This window comes from Terriglobales bacterium (assembly GCA_035651995.1).
In the GTDB taxonomy this organism is placed as follows: Bacteria; Acidobacteriota; Terriglobia; order Terriglobales; family Acidobacteriaceae; genus DASRER01.
On the sequence record DASRER010000006.1, the window covers coordinates 118181 to 135205 of the forward strand.

The 17025-nt window shown below is 65.1% G+C and carries 16 protein-coding genes; 12 read left to right on the forward strand and 4 right to left on the reverse strand.

What is annotated here, in order from left to right; all coding sequences use genetic code 11:
* Positions 1-62 precede the first annotated feature (62 nt).
* The 3 genes from atpG to VFA60_03505 all read left to right on the forward strand — a co-directional run bounded on the left by atpG (position 63) and on the right by VFA60_03505 (position 3169).
* On the forward strand, positions 63-1097 hold the full coding sequence (gene atpG / locus VFA60_03495) for an ATP synthase F1 subunit gamma (GenBank protein ID HZQ90836.1): 1035 nt from the start codon (positions 63-65) through the stop codon (positions 1095-1097).
* A 114-nt stretch (positions 1098-1211) separates the two neighbouring features.
* Positions 1212-2654: a F0F1 ATP synthase subunit beta gene (gene atpD, locus VFA60_03500; GenBank protein HZQ90837.1), complete on the forward strand. Its 1443-nt coding sequence runs from the start codon at positions 1212-1214 to the stop codon at positions 2652-2654.
* A 104-nt stretch (positions 2655-2758) separates the two neighbouring features.
* Complete coding sequence (locus VFA60_03505; protein HZQ90838.1) at positions 2759-3169, forward strand: F0F1 ATP synthase subunit epsilon; 411 nt, start codon at positions 2759-2761, stop codon at positions 3167-3169.
* A 192-nt stretch (positions 3170-3361) separates the two neighbouring features.
* Here the strand turns inward: VFA60_03505 and VFA60_03510 are convergent, their stop codons facing one another.
* A complete protein-coding gene (locus VFA60_03510) occupies positions 3362-3775 on the reverse strand; it encodes a hypothetical protein (GenBank protein HZQ90839.1) in 414 nt (137 codons plus the stop codon).
* 331 nt (positions 3776-4106) lie between these two features.
* Here VFA60_03510 and VFA60_03515 point away from each other — a divergent pair, with 331 nt between their 5' ends.
* The 6 genes from VFA60_03515 to VFA60_03540 all read left to right on the forward strand — a co-directional run bounded on the left by VFA60_03515 (position 4107) and on the right by VFA60_03540 (position 10821).
* On the forward strand, positions 4107-6656 hold the full coding sequence (locus VFA60_03515) for a serine/threonine-protein kinase (protein HZQ90840.1): 2550 nt from the start codon (positions 4107-4109) through the stop codon (positions 6654-6656).
* A 291-nt stretch (positions 6657-6947) separates the two neighbouring features.
* Positions 6948-7781, forward strand: coding sequence for a Stp1/IreP family PP2C-type Ser/Thr phosphatase (locus tag VFA60_03520; protein HZQ90841.1), 834 nt, complete (start codon positions 6948-6950; stop codon positions 7779-7781).
* On the forward strand, positions 7763-8545 hold the full coding sequence (locus tag VFA60_03525) for an FHA domain-containing protein (GenBank protein HZQ90842.1): 783 nt from the start codon (positions 7763-7765) through the stop codon (positions 8543-8545). The genes VFA60_03520 and VFA60_03525 overlap by 19 nt, the downstream gene beginning before the upstream one ends.
* Positions 8546-8552: 7 nt before the next feature.
* On the forward strand, positions 8553-8927 hold the full coding sequence (locus VFA60_03530) for a DUF4440 domain-containing protein (GenBank protein HZQ90843.1): 375 nt from the start codon (positions 8553-8555) through the stop codon (positions 8925-8927).
* An 81-nt stretch (positions 8928-9008) separates the two neighbouring features.
* Entirely contained in the window at positions 9009-9866 is an 858-nt protein-coding gene (locus VFA60_03535; protein ID HZQ90844.1) for a 3-hydroxybutyryl-CoA dehydrogenase, read from the forward strand.
* Between the two features lie 169 nt (positions 9867-10035).
* Complete coding sequence (locus VFA60_03540; protein ID HZQ90845.1) at positions 10036-10821, forward strand: cyanophycinase; 786 nt, start codon at positions 10036-10038, stop codon at positions 10819-10821.
* Between the two features lie 65 nt (positions 10822-10886).
* Here VFA60_03540 and VFA60_03545 read toward each other — a convergent pair whose 3' ends face one another.
* On the reverse strand, positions 10887-11360 hold the full coding sequence (locus VFA60_03545; protein HZQ90846.1) for a nuclear transport factor 2 family protein: 474 nt from the start codon (positions 11358-11360) through the stop codon (positions 10887-10889).
* Positions 11361-11486: 126 nt separating this feature from the next.
* On the opposite strand from VFA60_03545, the gene VFA60_03550 reads away from it, so the two are divergent.
* On the forward strand, positions 11487-12290 hold the full coding sequence (locus VFA60_03550; protein ID HZQ90847.1) for an MBL fold metallo-hydrolase: 804 nt from the start codon (positions 11487-11489) through the stop codon (positions 12288-12290).
* 124 nt (positions 12291-12414) lie between these two features.
* On the forward strand, positions 12415-12873 hold the full coding sequence (locus VFA60_03555; protein HZQ90848.1) for a hypothetical protein: 459 nt from the start codon (positions 12415-12417) through the stop codon (positions 12871-12873).
* An 82-nt stretch (positions 12874-12955) separates the two neighbouring features.
* On the opposite strand, the gene VFA60_03560 is transcribed toward VFA60_03555, so the two are convergent.
* Together VFA60_03560 and VFA60_03565 are read right to left on the reverse strand one after the other, a co-directional pair.
* The gene (locus VFA60_03560) at positions 12956-13957 is read right to left on the reverse strand and encodes a dihydroorotate dehydrogenase (GenBank protein ID HZQ90849.1); all 1002 of its coding nucleotides are present in this window, start codon (positions 13955-13957) and stop codon (positions 12956-12958) included.
* A complete protein-coding gene (locus VFA60_03565; protein HZQ90850.1) occupies positions 13957-15555 on the reverse strand; it encodes an alkaline phosphatase family protein in 1599 nt (532 codons plus the stop codon). Before VFA60_03565 ends, VFA60_03560 begins: the two co-directional genes overlap by 1 nt.
* 162 nt (positions 15556-15717) lie before the next feature.
* Here VFA60_03565 and serS point away from each other — a divergent pair, with 162 nt between their 5' ends.
* Positions 15718-17001, forward strand: a complete 1284-nt coding sequence (gene serS / locus VFA60_03570) for a serine--tRNA ligase (GenBank protein ID HZQ90851.1) — start codon at positions 15718-15720, stop codon at positions 16999-17001.
* The last annotated feature ends 24 nt before the right edge of the window (positions 17002-17025 follow it).

The window sequence follows — 17025 nt, forward strand, 5'->3', positions numbered from 1 at the left end:
AAGGCCGAGGCCGGCAACGACTTGCGAGCAGCGAGCAGCCAGCAGCGAGCAGCGAATTTTCAATGGCCAATGTCCTCGATATCCGTCGCCGCATCCGCAGCGTGAAGAACACGCGGCAGATCACCAAGGCGATGAAAATGATCTCCGCCGCGCGGCTGCGCAAGGCGCAGGAGCGGGCGCTGAGCGCGCGCCCGTACGCGCAGATGCTGACCAACGTGCTCAAGTCGCTGGTCTCGCGCGCCGAGGTGTACGACCCGGAGACCGGCGAGCCGCGGCATCCGCTGCTGGCGCGCCGACCGGAGAAGGCCATCCTGCTGGTCGTCGTGACCGGCGACCGCGGCCTGGCGGGCGCATTCAACACCAACATCCTGAAAGCGGCCACGCGCTTCATCGCCTCCAAGCCCGAGCAGGCCATTGATATCGAAGCCGTCGGCCGCAAAGCGCGCGACTTCTTCCGCCGGCGATATCCCGCCGGACAGGCGGGCCCGGAACGTGCCGCACGCATTCGTGTCACCGGCGAACACGCAGGCATGCTCGGCAAGCTGACCTTCGCCGACGCGAATGCCCTCGCCGAAAACGTCATCGAGCGCTACACCTCCGGCCAGGTGGACTCGGTGTACGTGCTTTACAACGAGTTCAAGTCGGTGGTCTCGCAGCGGCTGGTGGTGGACGAGATTCTTCCCATCGAGCAGATCGGCGCGGCCGACATCCGTTATGCGGAAGAGATGGGCGAAGAAGAGCGGCATCGCGCGGCGCAGGTGGCCGCCACCAGCGGCGTGAGCCCGCGCAAGGCCGATACCGCTGCCATGGACGAGCGCGCCGCCGCCTTCGGCGCTGCGCCGGTGGACTACATCTACGAGCAGCCGGCGGCGGAGATGTTCCGCGCGCTGCTGCCCAAGTACATTTCCGTGCAGATGTACCGCGCCATGATCGAGTCGGTCGCGGCCGAGCACGCCGCGCGCATGACCGCCATGGATTCGGCCACCAACAACGCCAGCGACATGATTGACGCGCTCACGCTCACCATGAACCGCGCGCGCCAGGCGAGCATTACCAAGGAGATTATCGAGATCGTGTCGGGTGCTGCGGCTCTTTGATTTACGTCCCGAGCGCAGCGAGGGATCGCGATAGGAAGTAAGTGTTTGCGGAGGGACGGCACAGGTTCGGTATGGGTCCCTCGCTTTGCTCGGGATCTTTCTTGTTGAGGACTTATGGCAGAAAACGTAGGTAAAGTCATCCAAGTCGCCGGCCCCGCGGTGGATGTGCAGTTCGCCGAGGGGGCGCTTCCGCCCATTTACCAGGCCATTCGCGTAGTGAGCGACGGCTTCAACGTCCCCCAGCCCATCAATGTGGTCCTCGAGGTCGAGCAGCACCTGGGCGAGGCGCGGGTGCGCTGCGTCGCCATGCAACCCACCGACGGCATGGTGCGCGGCATGAAGGCGATTGATATGGGCGGGCCCATCCGAGTGCCGGTGGGCAAGGAGACGCTGGGCCGCGTGATCAACGTGATCGGCGAGCCGGTGGATCAGCTCGGCCCGATCGGCGCCAAGAAGACCGCGCCCATTCACCGTCCCGCGCCCGCGTTCGACGAGCAGTCCACCAGCGCGGAGATGTTCGAGACCGGCATCAAGGTCGTTGACCTGATCCAGCCATTTTTGAAGGGCGGCAAGATCGGCCTGTTCGGCGGCGCCGGCGTGGGCAAGACCGTCATCATCCAGGAGCTGATCAACAACATCGCCAAGCAGCACGGCGGATACTCCGTGTTCGCCGGCGTGGGCGAGCGCACCCGCGAAGGCAACGATCTGTGGCTGGAGATGTCCGAGTCGGGCGTGATCAAGCCCGGCGACTACGAGCACTCCAAGGCGGCGCTGGTTTACGGCCAGATGACCGAGCCGCCCGGAGCGCGCCTGCGCGTGGCGCTCACCGGCCTGACCGTGGCCGAGTACTTCCGCGACGAAGAAGGCAAAGACACGCTGCTGTTCATCGACAACATCTTCCGCTTCACGCAGGCCGGCTCTGAGGTTTCCACGCTGCTGGGCCGCATGCCCTCGGCGGTCGGCTACCAGCCGAACCTAGCCACGGAGATGGGCGAACTGCAGGAGCGCATCACCTCGACCAAGAAGGGCTCGGTCACGTCGGTGCAGGCGATTTACGTTCCCGCCGACGACCTCACCGATCCCGCTCCGGCCACCACCTTCGCGCACCTGGACGCGACCACCGTCCTTTCGCGCCAGATCGTCGAGCTGGGCATCTACCCGGCGGTTGATCCGCTGGCTTCGACCTCGCGCATTCTCGATCCGCACGTGGTCGGTCAGGAGCACTACGATGTTGCGCAGGGCGTGAAGCGCGTGCTCCAGCGCTACAAAGACTTGCAGGACATCATCGCCATTCTGGGCATTGACGAGCTCAGCGACGACGACAAGCTCACCGTCGCGCGCGCCCGCAAGATCCAGAAGTTCCTCTCGCAGCCCTTCCACGTGGCCGAGCAGTTCACCGGCAAGGCCGGCCGCTACGTGAAGGTGGCCGACACCATCGAGGGCTTCAAGCAGATCATCGAGGGCATGCACGACGACGTGCCCGAGCAGGCCTTCTACATGAAGGGCGCCATCGCCGAAGTGCTGGAAGAGGCGCAGAAGATGAAGGCGGCAGCGTAGAAGCAGCAATCAGCATTCAGCGCTCAGCATTCAGCCCCTGAGCGCTAATCGCTGACTGAGAACACCAAACCGTTCGCGGGCTGAATGCTGACTGCTGATTGCTAATGGCCGAAGCTCTCCAACTCGAGATCGTCACCCCCGAGCGCCAGGTGCTGGCCGACACGGCGTCCGAGATCCAGGTTCCGGGCAAGAACGGATACCTGGGCATCCTGCCGGGACACGCGCCGCTCATCACCGAACTCGCCGTGGGCGAAATCACCTACCGGCCCGCGGCCGGCGGCGACGCGCAGCACATTGCCGTGGCCTGGGGCTTCGCCGAAGTCCTGCCTGACAAGGTGACCATCCTGGCCGAGACCGCCGAGCGGGCTGCGGAGATCGACGTCGCCCGCGCGGAAAAATCCAAGCAGCGCGCCGAACAACGCCTCGCCAAGCCCACCGACGAACTGGACGTGCAACGCTCGCAGGAGTCCCTGGAGCGCGCCCAGGTCCGGCTCCAGGTGGCAAGCAAGAAGTAGTTCATCACCGCCGAGTCGCGGAAGCGAGCGCTGCCGGCCGGCTACGCGCCGGCGCGGCGGGCCGCGAATCTCGATCCGGTAGAAACGTCGAGGTACGAGTAGACAAGCTTTACCGCAGAGACGCAGAGACCGCAGAGGCTCTTAAGCAGGTTCCCCTCCGCGGTCTCGGCGTCTTTCAGGCGAATGGTTCTCTCACTGCGGTCCGGCTTCATGCAGCTGGAACCGGTTCGACGGCGTGCAGGTCGTCTCCCCGACGCGCTGCATGGCATCGCCGCCGTTCACGCGGTCATAGTAGAAGGTGTGCATGGTGTAGCAGGTGTTGTCGTTGCTGAACATGAGCTTCCACCGCCGCTTCATGAACTGACGGTAGGCCTCGGGATTGGTCCGGCGCAGCCGGTCCAGGTCGGCGGCGGCGGGCATGCGGAAGTTGGCCGCGGGCTGGGTGATCTGGAGATCGCGCTCCTGCCGCGAGTCATACTCGGGCGGCGTGCTGGGCGCGGCCACCTGCGGAGCGGCCGATGCCGTCGCCGGTTTGCCGGCCGCCACAACCGCGCCGGCGAGCACCAGCATGCAGGCGGTCAGCAGGGCGAGGTTCCTAAAGCGCATAAAACTCCTCCTCCCGAACGCCGAAATTATAGCTCCGCTCCGGAGTGCACGGCGGGTTTGCCACGAAGTCATGAAGACGCAAAGACCGTCGGGACTGAACGTTGGCGCATAGGCTTCGCGTCTTCGTGCCTTCGTGGCAAATCAGCCTTTCACATCCGCCCGTCCACGTCCCCTTTTCCCTTGCCAATCAGCAATTTCTCTCAGTAGAATCCGCCAGCTTCCCGCCCTGCCTTGGGAAACGTGCGTCGCCTCGCAACTATGTGCGGCGTATGACTTTACGGGACACCGAGGAAGCCTGCACATCGCTTCCCGGCGTTCCACGGAGAGCGTAATGGCGAAGCCGAAGATTGCCTGGGCCGACGTGGCTATCGGAGTGGTGGTCAGCGCCGTCGTGCTGCTGGCTTCGGCCATGCAATGGGCCGATCCGATCGAGCTGAAACTCTACGACCTGCGCGCCAAACTGCGCGCGCATTCGGCCGCCAACGACAACGTGATCCTGGTCGCCATCGACGATCCCAGCATTCAGGCCATCGGACGCTGGCCGTGGCCGCGCGCCTACATGGCCGAGGCCATTGACCAGCTCTCGGAGGCGGGCGCCAAGGTCATCGGGCTCGACGTCTTCTTCTCCGATCCCGAACTCAATCCCGGCCTGGCCGAGGTGCGCGCGCTGAAGCAGACCTTCGCCGCCAGGGCTGCCGATCCCAAGCTCAAGGTCACCGACCCGAAGGGCACCGCTGCCACCGCAACTTTTGTCGCCGCGCTCGACGAAGCCGAAAAGCGCCTGGACAACGACGCGCGCCTCTCCGATTCGCTCGCGCTCTCGCAGAACGCCGTCCTGCCCATGTACTTCAAGGAAGGGCAGGCGATCGGCAAGAACAGCAAGGCCATTCCGGAAGAAGTGCAGAAGAACTTCATCGCCAACGCCAAGGCCGAAGGCCCGGTGACCTCGGCGGTGGACTTCGTCGCGCCCTACGAAGCCTTCGCCAAGAGCGCCAAGGCCATCGGCCAGGCCAATCTCACCCCGTCGCCTGATGGCGTGCAGCGCGCCGTGCCCCTGGTGATGGAGTACAACGGCAACCTGTTCCCGTCGTTCGGACTGCAAGTCCTGCGCGCCTACTACAACCTGGAATCGAACGACTACCGCTTCACGCCCGGGCGCGAACTCGTTCTCGGCCGCGCGCACATCCCGGTGGACGAGAAGGGCCAGATGCTGGTGAACTACATTGGCCCGCCCTTCAAGACGTTCCCCACCGTGTCGTTTTCCGACCTGCGTGGCAAGAAGGTCACCAACATGGAGGCCTTCAAGGACAAGATCGTGCTCATCGGCATGATGGCCACTGGCGGCGGCGACGCCTACGTGACTCCGGTGGGCGATCTGTTCCCCGGCGTGGAGCTGCACGCCAACGTGATTCAGAACGTGCTCGGGAATTCGTTCCTCATCCGGCCGGACTGGGCGCGCAAGGCTGAACTCGGCCTCATGCTGCTGTTCGCGCTCTTCGTTTCGCTCGCCATCCCGCACCTGAGCGCCGGTAAGAGCGCCATCATCGCGGCCGTGCTGCTCGTCGCGACGCTCGCCGGAGGCGTGTGGCTGTTCACCGCGCACGGCTACTGGATCAAGATCTTCTATCCCGCGCTCATGCTGGTCGCCGGATACACCATTGTCGTCTCCAAGCGCTACCTGGTGACCGAAAAGCGCAAGGAAGTGCTGGAGGGCGAGTCGGTCGAAACCAACAAGATGCTCGGCCTCAGCTTCCAGGGCCAGGGCATGCTCGACATGGCCTTCGAGAAATTCCGCAAGTGCCCGGTCGACGACTCGATGAAGGAGACGCTGTACAACCTGGCGCTCGACTTCGAACGCAAGCGCCAGTTCAACAAGGCCGTTTCCGTCTTCGAGCACATCGCCACCAAGGACAAGAAGTACAAAGACATCGCCCCGCGCATGGAAAAGCTGCGCGCCGCCGGCGAAACCATGGTCTTCGGCACGGCCGGCCTGAAGAAGGGCGGCGGCGAGTCCACGGTGCTGGTGCAGGGCGGCGTGGGCGAGCTGGCCAAGCCCACGCTCGGCCGCTACGAAGTGCTGCGCGAACTCGGCAAGGGCGCCATGGGCGTGGTCTACCTGGGCAAAGACCCGAAGATCAACCGCGAGGTCGCCATCAAGACGCTGCGCTTCGAAGACGAATTCGACGCCGCCGACATGAAGGCGATGAAGGAGCGCTTCTTCCGCGAAGCCGAATCGGCCGGGCGGCTCGTGCACCCCAACATCGTGACCATCTACGACGCCGGCGACGATGGCGACATCAGCTACATCGCCATGGAGCTGCTCAGCGGCACCGACCTGAAAGACTTCACGGCGAAAGAAAAGCTGCTGCCGACGAACGAAACGCTGGACGCCATCGCGCGCGTGGCCGACGCGCTCGACTACGCCCACGGCCAGGGGGTGGTGCATCGCGACATCAAACCGGCGAACATCATGCGGCTTAAGGACGGCACCATCAAGGTCACCGACTTCGGCATCGCGCGCATCACGTCGCAATCGAAGACCGCGACCGGCACCGTGATGGGCACGCCGTCCTACATGGCGCCCGAGCAGTTGGCCGGCGCGAAAGTGGATGGCCGCGCCGACCTGTTCTCGCTCGGCGTAACGCTCTACGAGTTGCTCACCGGCGAGAAGCCCTTCACCGGCGAGAGCGTGGCCACGCTGATGTTCCGCATTGCCAACGAGCCGCACCAGCCGATCATGAAGATTCGCGCCGACCTGCCCGCCGGCTGCGGCGAAGTGATCGACAAGGCGCTGAAGAAGAAGCCGGACGAGCGCTACGCCAGAGGCGCGGACATGGCGAGGGACATCAGGAACCTGATGGCACGCGCCGCGGGCGCATGATTGAATATCGGGTCATCGGGCCATCGGGTCATTGGACCGGAGGGTAGGCTGGAGAGCATTCCGGAAGCACTACTGGAGGAAGCAGACGAGACGGTGTTTTGGATCGAACTCTTGATGGAATCCGGACTGTTGCCTGCCAAGCGGCTAGTCCCCTTGCTCAACGAAGCGTGCGAGCTGACCAAGATCTTCGCCGCGAGTCGCAGAACGTCGTCACGTGGCGCAACCGGCGATTGAGAGATATCGGGTAAGCTGGGCCCAATGGCCCGATAACCCGAAGGCCCGATATTCAATATGAGTTTCTCCGTCGAAGTCGCAGGCAAGACCGATGTTGGCTGCCATCGCACCAACAACGAGGACAACTTCGGCTACGACACGCGCTACGGCATCTTCGTCGTGTGCGACGGCATGGGCGGGCAGGCGGCCGGCGAAGTGGCCAGCAAGATGGCCGTCGAAACCGTGCTCACCTACTTCAAGCAGTCGGCAAAAAACGGAACGTTCCCGATCATCGGCAAGGAAGTGGAAGGCGTGAGCGACCGGGCCAAGAAACTGGCCAGCGCCATCCATCTGGCCAACGAAGCCATCCGGGCGGCCGCGCAGGAGCACGCCGCCAAGCGCGGCATGGGCTCGACCATCGTGAGCGTGTTCGTTGAAGACGGCTTTTTTTCGGTCGCGCATGTGGGCGACAGCCGCATCTACCTGGTCCGCCACGGCGAGATGCAGCAGCTCACCCAGGACCACTCGCTGGTCATGGAGCAGGTGCGCCGCGGGCTGCTCACCCGCGAAGAGGCGGAGAAGAGCGAGGCGCAGAACATCATTTTGCGGGCGCTCGGATCGGAAGAACACGAGCCCGATCTCGACGACCAGATCGCCCAGCAGGGCGACCTGCTGCTGCTCGCCACCGACGGGCTTACCAAGCTGGTGAGCGACGACAAGATCCTGGAGATCATCAAGCTGGCGCCGTCGCTCAACGCCGCCGTGGAACAGCTCATTCAGGCCGCCAAGGACGCCGGAGGTGACGACAACGTTACCTGCATGCTGGTGCGTCTTGAGCGCCTGCCGTGGTACAAGCAACTATTCAGAGGGTTCCGGCACGCCGGAGGACCGCAATGGCAAAACTCTTTCTGAAGTTCGAAGCCGCCGTCCTGAAGGAAATCCCGCTCTCCCAGGGGCTGGTGACGATTGGGCGCCTGCCCGACAACCTGGTGCACATTGATAATCCCGCCGTCAGCGGGCACCACGCCAGGATCCAGTGGGAGACCGATCACTACGTGCTCGAAGACAACAACAGCACCAACGGCACGTACGTGAACAATCGCCGCGTGATGAAGGCGACGCTCAACGACGGCGACCAGATCCTGGTCGGCAAGCACACCCTCGTCTTCCGCGGCAGCATGGAAGAGGAAAAGCCGGCGCACACCACGCAGGCCGTCACGCCGCCGGTCCCCAAGATGGAAGCGACCATGATGCTCGACACCAAGAAGGCGAAGGAGATGATGGCCGCCGCCGCGGCGGCGAAGAGCGCGCCTGGCGCGGCCGCCGAAGTCGCGGCCGCCGCCGAAAGAGGCGTCACCATCGCCACCACCGGCAAGGAGCGCATCGGCACGCTGACCATCATGTCGGGCAAGACCGACCAGTCCAGCTACGTGCTGGCCGGCAAGCTCAGCGTCATCGGCAAGAGCGACATGGCCAGCATCAAGCTGAAAGGCTGGTTCGCGCCCAAGGTCGCCGCCGTCATCAACCGGCGCGACAACAAGTACTTCATCGCTGCCTCGGAGAAAGACATCAAGGTCAAGGTCAACGAGGCCGAGATCAGCGGCCAGCACGAGCTCGGCGACGGCGACATCGTGCAAGTCGCCGGCATCAAGGGCACGTTCTCGTTCAACGAATAGGCGCGCCGTGCCCGCCCGCACTCCAGCCGAGTGCCACTCCCTGTGGCGCGAGTATCTCCATGCCCGCGACCTCGAGTCGCTGACCTCCCTTTATGAAGAGGAAGCCGTCTTCATTCGCCCCGGCCAGCCTGCCGTCACTGGCCGCGATGCAATTGGCGAACTGCTGCGCGGCCATCTTGAGCAGAACGGCCGCATGGAACTGCGCACAACATGTGTCATCCCCGCCGGCGACATCGCCCTGCTGCGCGGCGAGTGGACCTACAGCGGCGCCGGCGCCGACGGCAAGCCATTCACAAGTGCCGGCGCCAGCCTTGAAGTCGTCCGCCGCCAGCCCGACGGCACGTGGCGCTACGTGATTGATCTGCCGTTCGGCCCTGCCTGATTCAGCGTTCCTCTGCCGCCTCCGCGTCCTCTGCGTCGAGGGCCCTCGCTCTGCTAAACTGCCGCGTCTTCGGGAGGCACATTGCAAGTCAGCGACATCAAGACCGCCGGCGTGGTGGGCGCCGGCGCCATGGGCAACGGCATCGCGCACGTTTTCGCGCGCTCGGGCTTCAGCGTGCTGCTCTGCGACGTGAAGCGGGAATTCCTCGACCGCGCAGTTGCTACGATCGGCAAGAACCTGGAGCGCGAGGTGGCCAAGAGCAAGCTCAGCTCCGCCGAGCGCGACGCCGCCCTGGGCCGCATCCGCTCCACCACGGACCGCGCCGCGCTTGCCGCCTGCGACTTCATTGTCGAGGCCGCGACCGAGAAGTTCGACATCAAGTCGGAACTGTTTCGCGCGCTCGATCAGATCGCGAGGCCGGGCGTGATCCTGGCCTCGAACACGTCTTCCATCTCGATCACCAAGCTTGCCGCGCTCACCGGCCGGCCCGAGCGCGTGATCGGCATGCACTTCTTCAATCCCGTGCCGGTGATGAAGCTGGTGGAGATCATCCGCGGCCTGGCGACGGCCGACGAGACCTTCGCCACGGTGAAGGCGCTTTCGGAAAAACTGGAGAAGACGCCGGTCGAGGTCAACGACTCGCCCGGCTTCGTCTCCAACCGGGTGCTCATGCCGCTGCTCAACGAAGCCATGTACGCGGTGATGGAAGGCGTGGCCACGCCGGAAGCGGTGGACGAAGTCTTCAAGCTCGGCATGGCGCATCCCATGGGCCCGCTGACGCTGGCCGACTTCATCGGGCTGGACGTGTGCCTCGACATCATGCGCGTGCTGCACTCCGGCCTGGGCGACCCCAAGTACCGCCCCTGCCCGCTGCTGATCAAGATGGTGGACGCCGGCTGGCTCGGCCGAAAGAGCGGCCGCGGCTTCTACCAGTACTGATTCTGACGTCGTGCTGAGCCGAGGCCCGCGCAGCGGGCCGGAGTCGAAGCATCCTTACCCGACCACAGGTTCTCTGGGTACGCCCGCGACATTTCAGCCACTCGCGTGTTAGATTTCGCCGATGCGAATCCGCTCTCATTTACGTCCTGGCCTGTGCGCCGCAGCCTTCTTGTTCGCCATCGCCTCCAACGCCGCCACCCGCGGCCCAAAGCAGGGGACTCTGGTCATCGTCGGCGGCGGCCAGCTCGGCCCGGAGATCATTCAGCGCTTCGTGCAACTGGCCGGCGGCAAGGACGCTAACTTCGTCGTCATCCCGACCGCGTCGGAAGAGCCCACGATTGACCTGGAGAAGACGAAGGAGCGCTTTGCGAAGCAGTTCGGCGTGACGAACGTTACCGTCCTCCACACCAAGGACCGCAAGGTCGCCGACTCGAAGCAGTTCACCGAGCCGCTGCGCCACGCCAGCGCCGTCTGGATTCCCGGCGGGCGGCAGTGGCGGCTGGCCGACTCCTACCTGAACACGCGCACGGAAAAGGAAATCAAGAACGTGCTCAAGCGCGGCGGCGTGGTGGGCGGCAGCTCGGCCGGCGCAACGATTCAGGGCTCATACCTGGTGCGCGGCGCCGTCGAGGGCAACACCATCATGATGTCGCCCGGGCACGAAGCCGGGTTCGCGCTGCTGACCGACTCGGCCATCGACCAGCACATCATCACGCGCCACCGCGAAGCCGACCTCGACCCGGTCGTCGAAAAATTTCCCAGGCTGCTCGGCATCGGCATCGACGAGGGCACCGCTATCGTGGTGCACGGCGAGAGCTTCGAGGTCATCGGCAAGAGCAAGGTCGCAATCCACGACGGCAGGGAGCATGAAGGGAAGAAGTTCTACTTCCTCACCGCCGGGCAGAAGTACGACCTCAAACATCGCGCGGTCATGGCCGCGGCTGGAGACAGGTGAGCCAACTGCGGAATTGCCGAAGCGCCGAATTAAAAACCCACCCAGAAAGGCGGGATAGCCGCAGCCTACTTCAGCTCCGATTCATGATAGCGCAGGCACTTCCACTCGCCGCCGCGCTTCACCCACACCTCGGTGACGCCCAGGTTGGCGGAGAAGTTCTGCCCTCCCGCCGCGCCGGCCACCTGATTGCTATAGGTCGCCTGCGCCGCGCTCGCGCCCAGCGGCGTGACCTTCATGCCGGCAATCTTGTAGCTGGTGAGCGTGAACTCGTCCACGCCGCGCAGTGCTGCCTGCTTGTCACGCGCCTTGCCGTCAATCCAGATCGCGGTGTGATCGTCGGTGAGCGTTGCCCCGTAGGCGTCCTTCTTCTTAGCCTTGAAATCCTCCCAGGATTGACGGATTTTGGCTTCCACGGCTGACGCTGCGCTGGCCGATGCCGCCGCCGGCTTGCCAGGCTTGCCCTCAGGCTGCTTCGCTTCCTGCGCGAGCGCGCTGAGCGCCAGCGCTGCCACCGCAATCGCCACCATGGTTCGTTGCATTGTTCCTCCCCGGTGTTTATTCTCGCGAGAGGCTAATGCCGCAGCGCGCGGGACGTCAACGCCCGCATTCACATTCACTATCTAGTTACTGGTTTTCCTCGGTCTTCAGCGGCTATTCTCCCTGCAATGGCGGTAAGCGTCACAGTGCTGGCTTCGGGCAGCCGCGGCAACTGCGCGGTGGTTTCCAGCTCGCGCACCGCCATTTTGGTGGACGCCGGCATCTCCTGCCGTGAGACCTTCAAGCGCATGCGCTCGGTCGGCCTCGATCCGCACCGGCTCAGCGCCATCGTCATCTCGCACGAGCACTCCGACCACGTGGACGGCCTCGCCGTGCTTGCCCGCAAGCTGGGCGTGCCGGTTTACATGACCGAGCCCACCTGCCGCGAGTGGGAGCGCACGCTGAAAGACGCGCAGGACCCCTCGCCCGTTCTGGAGAAGCGCGAGTTCTTCCACGCCGGCCGCGGCTTTTCGGTGGGCGACATCCAGGTCTTCAGCTTCACCCTGCCGCACGACGCCGCCGACCCGGTGGGCTTCACCTTCCGCGCCGAGGGAGTGAAGGTGGCCATCGTCACCGACCTCGGATATCTCCCGGCCAGCGTGGCGCAGCAGCTCCAGCGCTGCGACCTGCTCATGATCGAATCCAACCACGACATTGAAATGCTGCGCGGCGGCCCCTACCCGTGGTCGGTGAAGCAGCGGGTGATGAGCCGCGTGGGCCACCTCTCCAACTCGGCGCTCGCCGATTTCTTCTCCGCCGAATATGATGGAAGCGCAACGTTTGTGGTGCTGGCGCATCTATCAGAGCAGAACAATCACCCGGAGATCGCCCGGCGCGCCGCCGAGCAGGCTCTGGGCCCGCGCCAGAACCTGGTCCGCAACCGCGTGGTGCTGGCGTCGCAAGCCGCGGCCCTGGCGCCGATCACCTTATAGAGATTGCGGAATTGCCGAACTGCGGAACTGCCGGATTGAACAGCCCGTACAATTCTGAGTGGAGCAATTCGGCACTTCGGCAGTTCCGCAATTCGACCATGGAGTTCTGGAGCGGCAGCAACGCTTGAGTAAGCCCTGCACAGACGGCGTCATCGGCGGCATCCTGGCGGGATGGCGCTATGACATCTCCGGCCTTGCGCCCGACATGCGCGGCGACTACGAACAGCACTTCGCCGAGTGCGAGCGCTGCCGCTCGCGCCGCCGCCTGCATCGCCAGATCGATATCGGCCTGATCGTGCTGGCGTCGCTCTCCGCCGTCATGTTCCTGGTGGCCTACGGCGCGCTGCGCTACTACCTGCCTCGCCACGCCTTCGTGCTGCAGCTGGCGGCCCTGGCCGGTTTCCTGGTCTCCGCTGTCGTGTGGGTGCTGGTGGCCATTGCCACGCCCGCCCCCACCGTCATGGCCGACGCCGCGCTCATCGGCGCGCGCCGCGTCCACGAAAGACTTCCCGAGGCCGTCCGCGAGCGCCTGCCGGAAGAGATCAAGGTCCGCATCGGCGAAACCCAGCCACCTGCCTCGTAAAGCACTATTCCAGGGCCGCCGTGCTCGATGCCGCTACGGCGAAGCTGTGCGTCCGCCGCGTCCTCGGCGGCTTGCACGTGACCTACTCGGTCACCATCCCGCCCATCAAATCCGTCACCCGCTCCACCCGATGCGCCACGCACCAGCGCTCCAGCTGCTCCACGATGCGCTCGGTCGCAGCGGGGTCCCAGTAGTTCGCCGTTCCCACTTCCACGGCCGCCGCTCCGGCGAGCATGAATTCCACGACGTCTTCCGCCGTGGTGATCCCGCCCATGCCGATCACGGGAATTTCCACCGCGTGCGCCGCCTCGTACACCATGCGGACGGCGATGGGCTTGATCGCCGGACCGGAAAGCCCGGCCGTGACGTTCGAAATCCTCGGCTTGCGCGTCTCGGGATCAATCGCCAGCGCGACGAACGTGTTCACCAGCGAGATGGCGTCGGCGCCGGCGTTCTCCGCCGCGCGCGCCATCTGCGGAATGCTGGTCACGTTGGGCGAGAGCTTCACGATCAGCGGACGCCGCGCCGCGCTCTTCGCCGCCGACACCAGCTCCTCCAGCAGCACCGGATCGGAGCCGAAATGGATCCCGCCGCGCTTCGTATTGGGACACGAAACGTTCAGCTCGTACGCCGCCACGCCCTCGCCGTCATTCAGCACGCGGATCACTTCTTCGTAATCTTCGCGCGTATAGCCGAACACGTTGGCAATCGCGACCACGTTCTTCAGCTTGCGCAGCAGCGGCAGCTTCTCCTGCACGAAGGCGCGCACGCCCACGTTCTGCAGGCCGATGGAATTCAGCATGCCCGCCGCGGTCTCGAACAGGCGCGGCGGCGGATTGCCGGTCATCGGCTCGCGCGACAGGCCCTTGGTCACGAAGCCGCCCAGCTTGTCGAACGCGACCACGTCCTCGAACTCCACGCCGTAGCCGAACGTCCCGCTGGCCGCGATCACCGGGTTCTTCAGTTCGATGCCGCAGAAGCGCACCGTCAGGTCGGGCGGCCCCTGCGGCGAACGCGCGGAGCTGTTCCGGCTCGTGGCCTGGCCCGCGCCGCTTTGCGGTCTTGAAGAAGAAAAGCCGGCCATCAGCGGTCACCCGCCGCCACCGGCTGCGGCACCAAGCCTTCGGTGAGCACGCGCCCGGTGGCGTTCGAGGGCTGATTGATTCCCAGCAGCGACGCCAGTGTCGGGGCCATGTCGGCCGGCTCCGCGTGCGTGCGATAAATCCCGCTGCGGAAGGGCAGGCCGTAGAACAGCAGCGGGACGTGCGTGTCGTAGCTGTACGGCGAGCCGTGCGTGGTGCCGCTGCGCCAGGGAAGCGTGAACGGCGGCATCTGCGCCAGCAGATACCAGCCGCCGTACGGGGAGTAACCGTGCGCGAAGCGGCGGCCGGTGTCGGTGCTGGGCACATCGCCGGCCGCCAGTTGCACTTTGGTGAAGTACGCCCGCGCGCCCAGCTCCTTCAGCGCTTCGCCCGCCACACGCTCCGCTTCAGCCTCGCTCGCCGCCTTCGTTCCCGCGAACGCCTCATCGTTCAGGTAGACCAACGGCCACTCCAGGTGCCGGACGAAGTCGTTCCGCGTGCTGCCCAGGCGCGCGCCAATCAGCGCGCTCACCTTCTGCCGGTCGGCAGCCTGGAAGCCGAGCACCGGCGCCGGAATGCGCAATCGTTCCGTCGTCGCCACCGTCGGCGACACGCCGTGGTCGGCGGTCAGCGCGATCCAGATGTTGGCCAGCCCGACCTGCCGGCCGAGAAAGGCGAAGAATTCGGCCAGTTGCCGGTCGAGGGCCAGCGCCATCGCCGCCGCCTGCGGCGAGTCGGGCCCAACTTCGTGCCCGAGAATGTCGAGCGCCGAAAGGCTCACCACCAGCAGGTCGGTGGCAGGTCCGGAGCCCAGCTTCTCCTGCGTCACCAGTTCGCGCGCGAACTCAAGCTCGTAGTCGTTGCCGAAGGGCGTGGAGCCGACCGAGTGGTAGTAATCGCCGTTGCCGCGAGTGGAGCGCAGCACATTGCCCTTGGCGTCTTTCCACTCCAGGTCCAGGTACTTGTCGCCGCGCTTCGCGTTGTTGAAGGCGGCCACCCACTCGGGAAGCTGCTGCCGGTAAAACGAAGACGTGATGAATACGCCGGTCGCCTGATCGATCCAGTACGCGCCGTCGGCGGCAAAGCCCGCCGGCAACACCGAGGAGCGGTCCTTCAGCGAGATGGTGAACACCCGCGCTTTGCCGCCGGTGGCCAGCTTCAATTCGTCGCCGAGGGTGGAGCCGAGCAGGTTCCGCGGCGAAGCGCCAATGCCCGGCTTCGACGCGCCAACCAGCGTGGTCGTGTCGTCTTCCACGCTGGTCACCATCTTCTTCTTCGCCGGGTTCCACCACTCGTTGGCGAAGATGCCGTGTCCGCTCGAGTACGTTCCGGTGAGCAGCGTCGCGTGGCCGGGCGCGGTAAACGTGGCCGGATAGTCGTAATTGCAGTCGGTGAACCAGGCGCCGCGCTCCATCAGCAGGCGGAAGCCGCCCTGGCCGAACTGCTCGTGATAGCGCTCCAGGTAATCGCCACGAAACTGGTCGATCACCACCACCACAATCAGCTTGGGACGCGCGTTGTACGCCGATGCGGCCGCCGTAGCGTTCGCTATCAGCAGCGCGGCCAGGAGAATGAAGACGCGAGAAAAGGGGAGTTTCATCGCCGGCTAGTGTAACGCGCCCGCAACCCGGGCCGGCACTTCACCGGACAGCGAAGGCGGAAGACGGAAGCGGAGCGGGGTGAGCGAAAAGCCGCCGGAAGCGGGCAGCGGGAAGCGGGCAGCGAATTTAGCAGCACCGAATGCTGTACATTAGTTATTTCCATGCTCGACCTCGCTTACGTCCGGGAGCACCTCGAAGTCGTGGAAGCCAAGCTCCGCCAGCGCGGGCTCGGTCCCGCCGCCCTCGGCCGCTTCCGCCAGCTCGACGCCGAGCGCCGCGCGGCCATCACCAGGGCCGAGACCCTCAAGGCCGAGCGCAACCGCGCCTCCGAACAGGTGGCGCGTCTCAAGAAGAACAAGCAGGACGCCTCCGAACTCATCGAGCGCACCAAGCGCATTCGCGAGGAATCCGACGCGCTCGAAAAGCAGGCCAACGACCTCGACGCCGAACTGCGCGCTCTGCTCGCCGGCATTCCCAACCTGCCGCATGATTCCGTGCCGGTCGGCGCCGGGGCCGAGCAGAACGTGGAAGTGCGCCGCTGGGGCACGCCGCCCGAGTTCGCTTTTACGCCCAGGCCGCACTGGGACCTCGGCGAACAACTCGGCATCCTCGACATGGAGCGCGCCGCGAAGCTCTCGGGCGCGCGTTTCGCCGTCTACTGGGACCTGGGCGCGCGGCTGGAACGCGCGCTCGCCGGCTTCATGCTCGACCTGCACACGCGCGAGCACGGATACACCGAGGTCCTGCCTCCGTTTCTTGTCAAAGAGGAGTCACTGTACGGCACCGGTCAGCTTCCGAAATTCCGCGAAGACCTGTTCAAGATCGAGGCACACGACCTGTTCCTCGTCCCCACCGCCGAAGTCCCGCTCACCAACCTTTACCGCGACGAGGTGCTCGACGCCTCGCGCCTGCCGGTCTCGCTCACCGCCTGGACGCCATGCTTCCGCAGCGAAGCCGGCTCTTACGGCAAGGACGTACGCGGCCTCATCCGCAATCATCAGTTCCAGAAGGTGGAGCTGGTAAAGTTCGCGCGCCCGGAAAACTCCTACGAGCAGCTTGAACAGCTCACGCGCGACGCGGAAGTCGTTCTCCAGCGCCTCGGCCTGCATTATCGCGTGGTGGCGCTTTCCACCGGCGACTTGGGAGCGAGCGCCGCCAAGACGTACGACCTCGAGGTTTGGCTGCCGGGCCAGCAACAGTTCAAGGAAATCTCTTCCTGCTCGAACTTCGAGGCCTACCAGGCGCGCCGCGCCAACATCCGCTTCCGCGACGGCGGCAAAGGCAAAGCCGAACTGGTCCACACGCTCAACGGCAGCGGCCTGGCCATCGGACGCACCTGGGTGGCAATCGTCGAGAACTACCAGCAGCCCGACGGCAGTGTTGTGGTCCCGGAAGCCCTGCGCCCGTACCTTGGCACTGACCGCATCACGCCGCGGAAGGCGTAATCGCCGCAGCGGGCACAATTGGCG

Excerpts from the sequence above, each read along its gene's own strand:
- atpG (HZQ90836.1), top strand. The coding sequence starts at position 63 with ATGGCCAATGTCCTCGATATCCGTCGCCGCATCCGCAGCGTGAAGAAC.
- atpD (HZQ90837.1), top strand. The coding sequence starts at position 1,212 with ATGGCAGAAAACGTAGGTAAAGTCATCCAAGTCGCCGGCCCCGCGGTG.
- VFA60_03505 (HZQ90838.1), top strand. The coding sequence starts at position 2,759 with ATGGCCGAAGCTCTCCAACTCGAGATCGTCACCCCCGAGCGCCAGGTG.
- VFA60_03510 (HZQ90839.1), bottom strand. The coding sequence starts at position 3,775 with ATGCGCTTTAGGAACCTCGCCCTGCTGACCGCCTGCATGCTGGTGCTC.
- VFA60_03515 (HZQ90840.1), top strand. The coding sequence starts at position 4,107 with ATGGCGAAGCCGAAGATTGCCTGGGCCGACGTGGCTATCGGAGTGGTG.
- VFA60_03520 (HZQ90841.1), top strand. The coding sequence starts at position 6,948 with ATGAGTTTCTCCGTCGAAGTCGCAGGCAAGACCGATGTTGGCTGCCAT.
- VFA60_03525 (HZQ90842.1), top strand. The coding sequence starts at position 7,763 with ATGGCAAAACTCTTTCTGAAGTTCGAAGCCGCCGTCCTGAAGGAAATC.
- VFA60_03545 (HZQ90846.1), bottom strand. The coding sequence starts at position 11,360 with ATGCAACGAACCATGGTGGCGATTGCGGTGGCAGCGCTGGCGCTCAGC.
- VFA60_03550 (HZQ90847.1), top strand. The coding sequence starts at position 11,487 with ATGGCGGTAAGCGTCACAGTGCTGGCTTCGGGCAGCCGCGGCAACTGC.
- VFA60_03560 (HZQ90849.1), bottom strand. The coding sequence starts at position 13,957 with ATGGCCGGCTTTTCTTCTTCAAGACCGCAAAGCGGCGCGGGCCAGGCC.
- VFA60_03565 (HZQ90850.1), bottom strand. The coding sequence starts at position 15,555 with ATGAAACTCCCCTTTTCTCGCGTCTTCATTCTCCTGGCCGCGCTGCTG.
- serS (HZQ90851.1), top strand. The coding sequence starts at position 15,718 with ATGCTCGACCTCGCTTACGTCCGGGAGCACCTCGAAGTCGTGGAAGCC.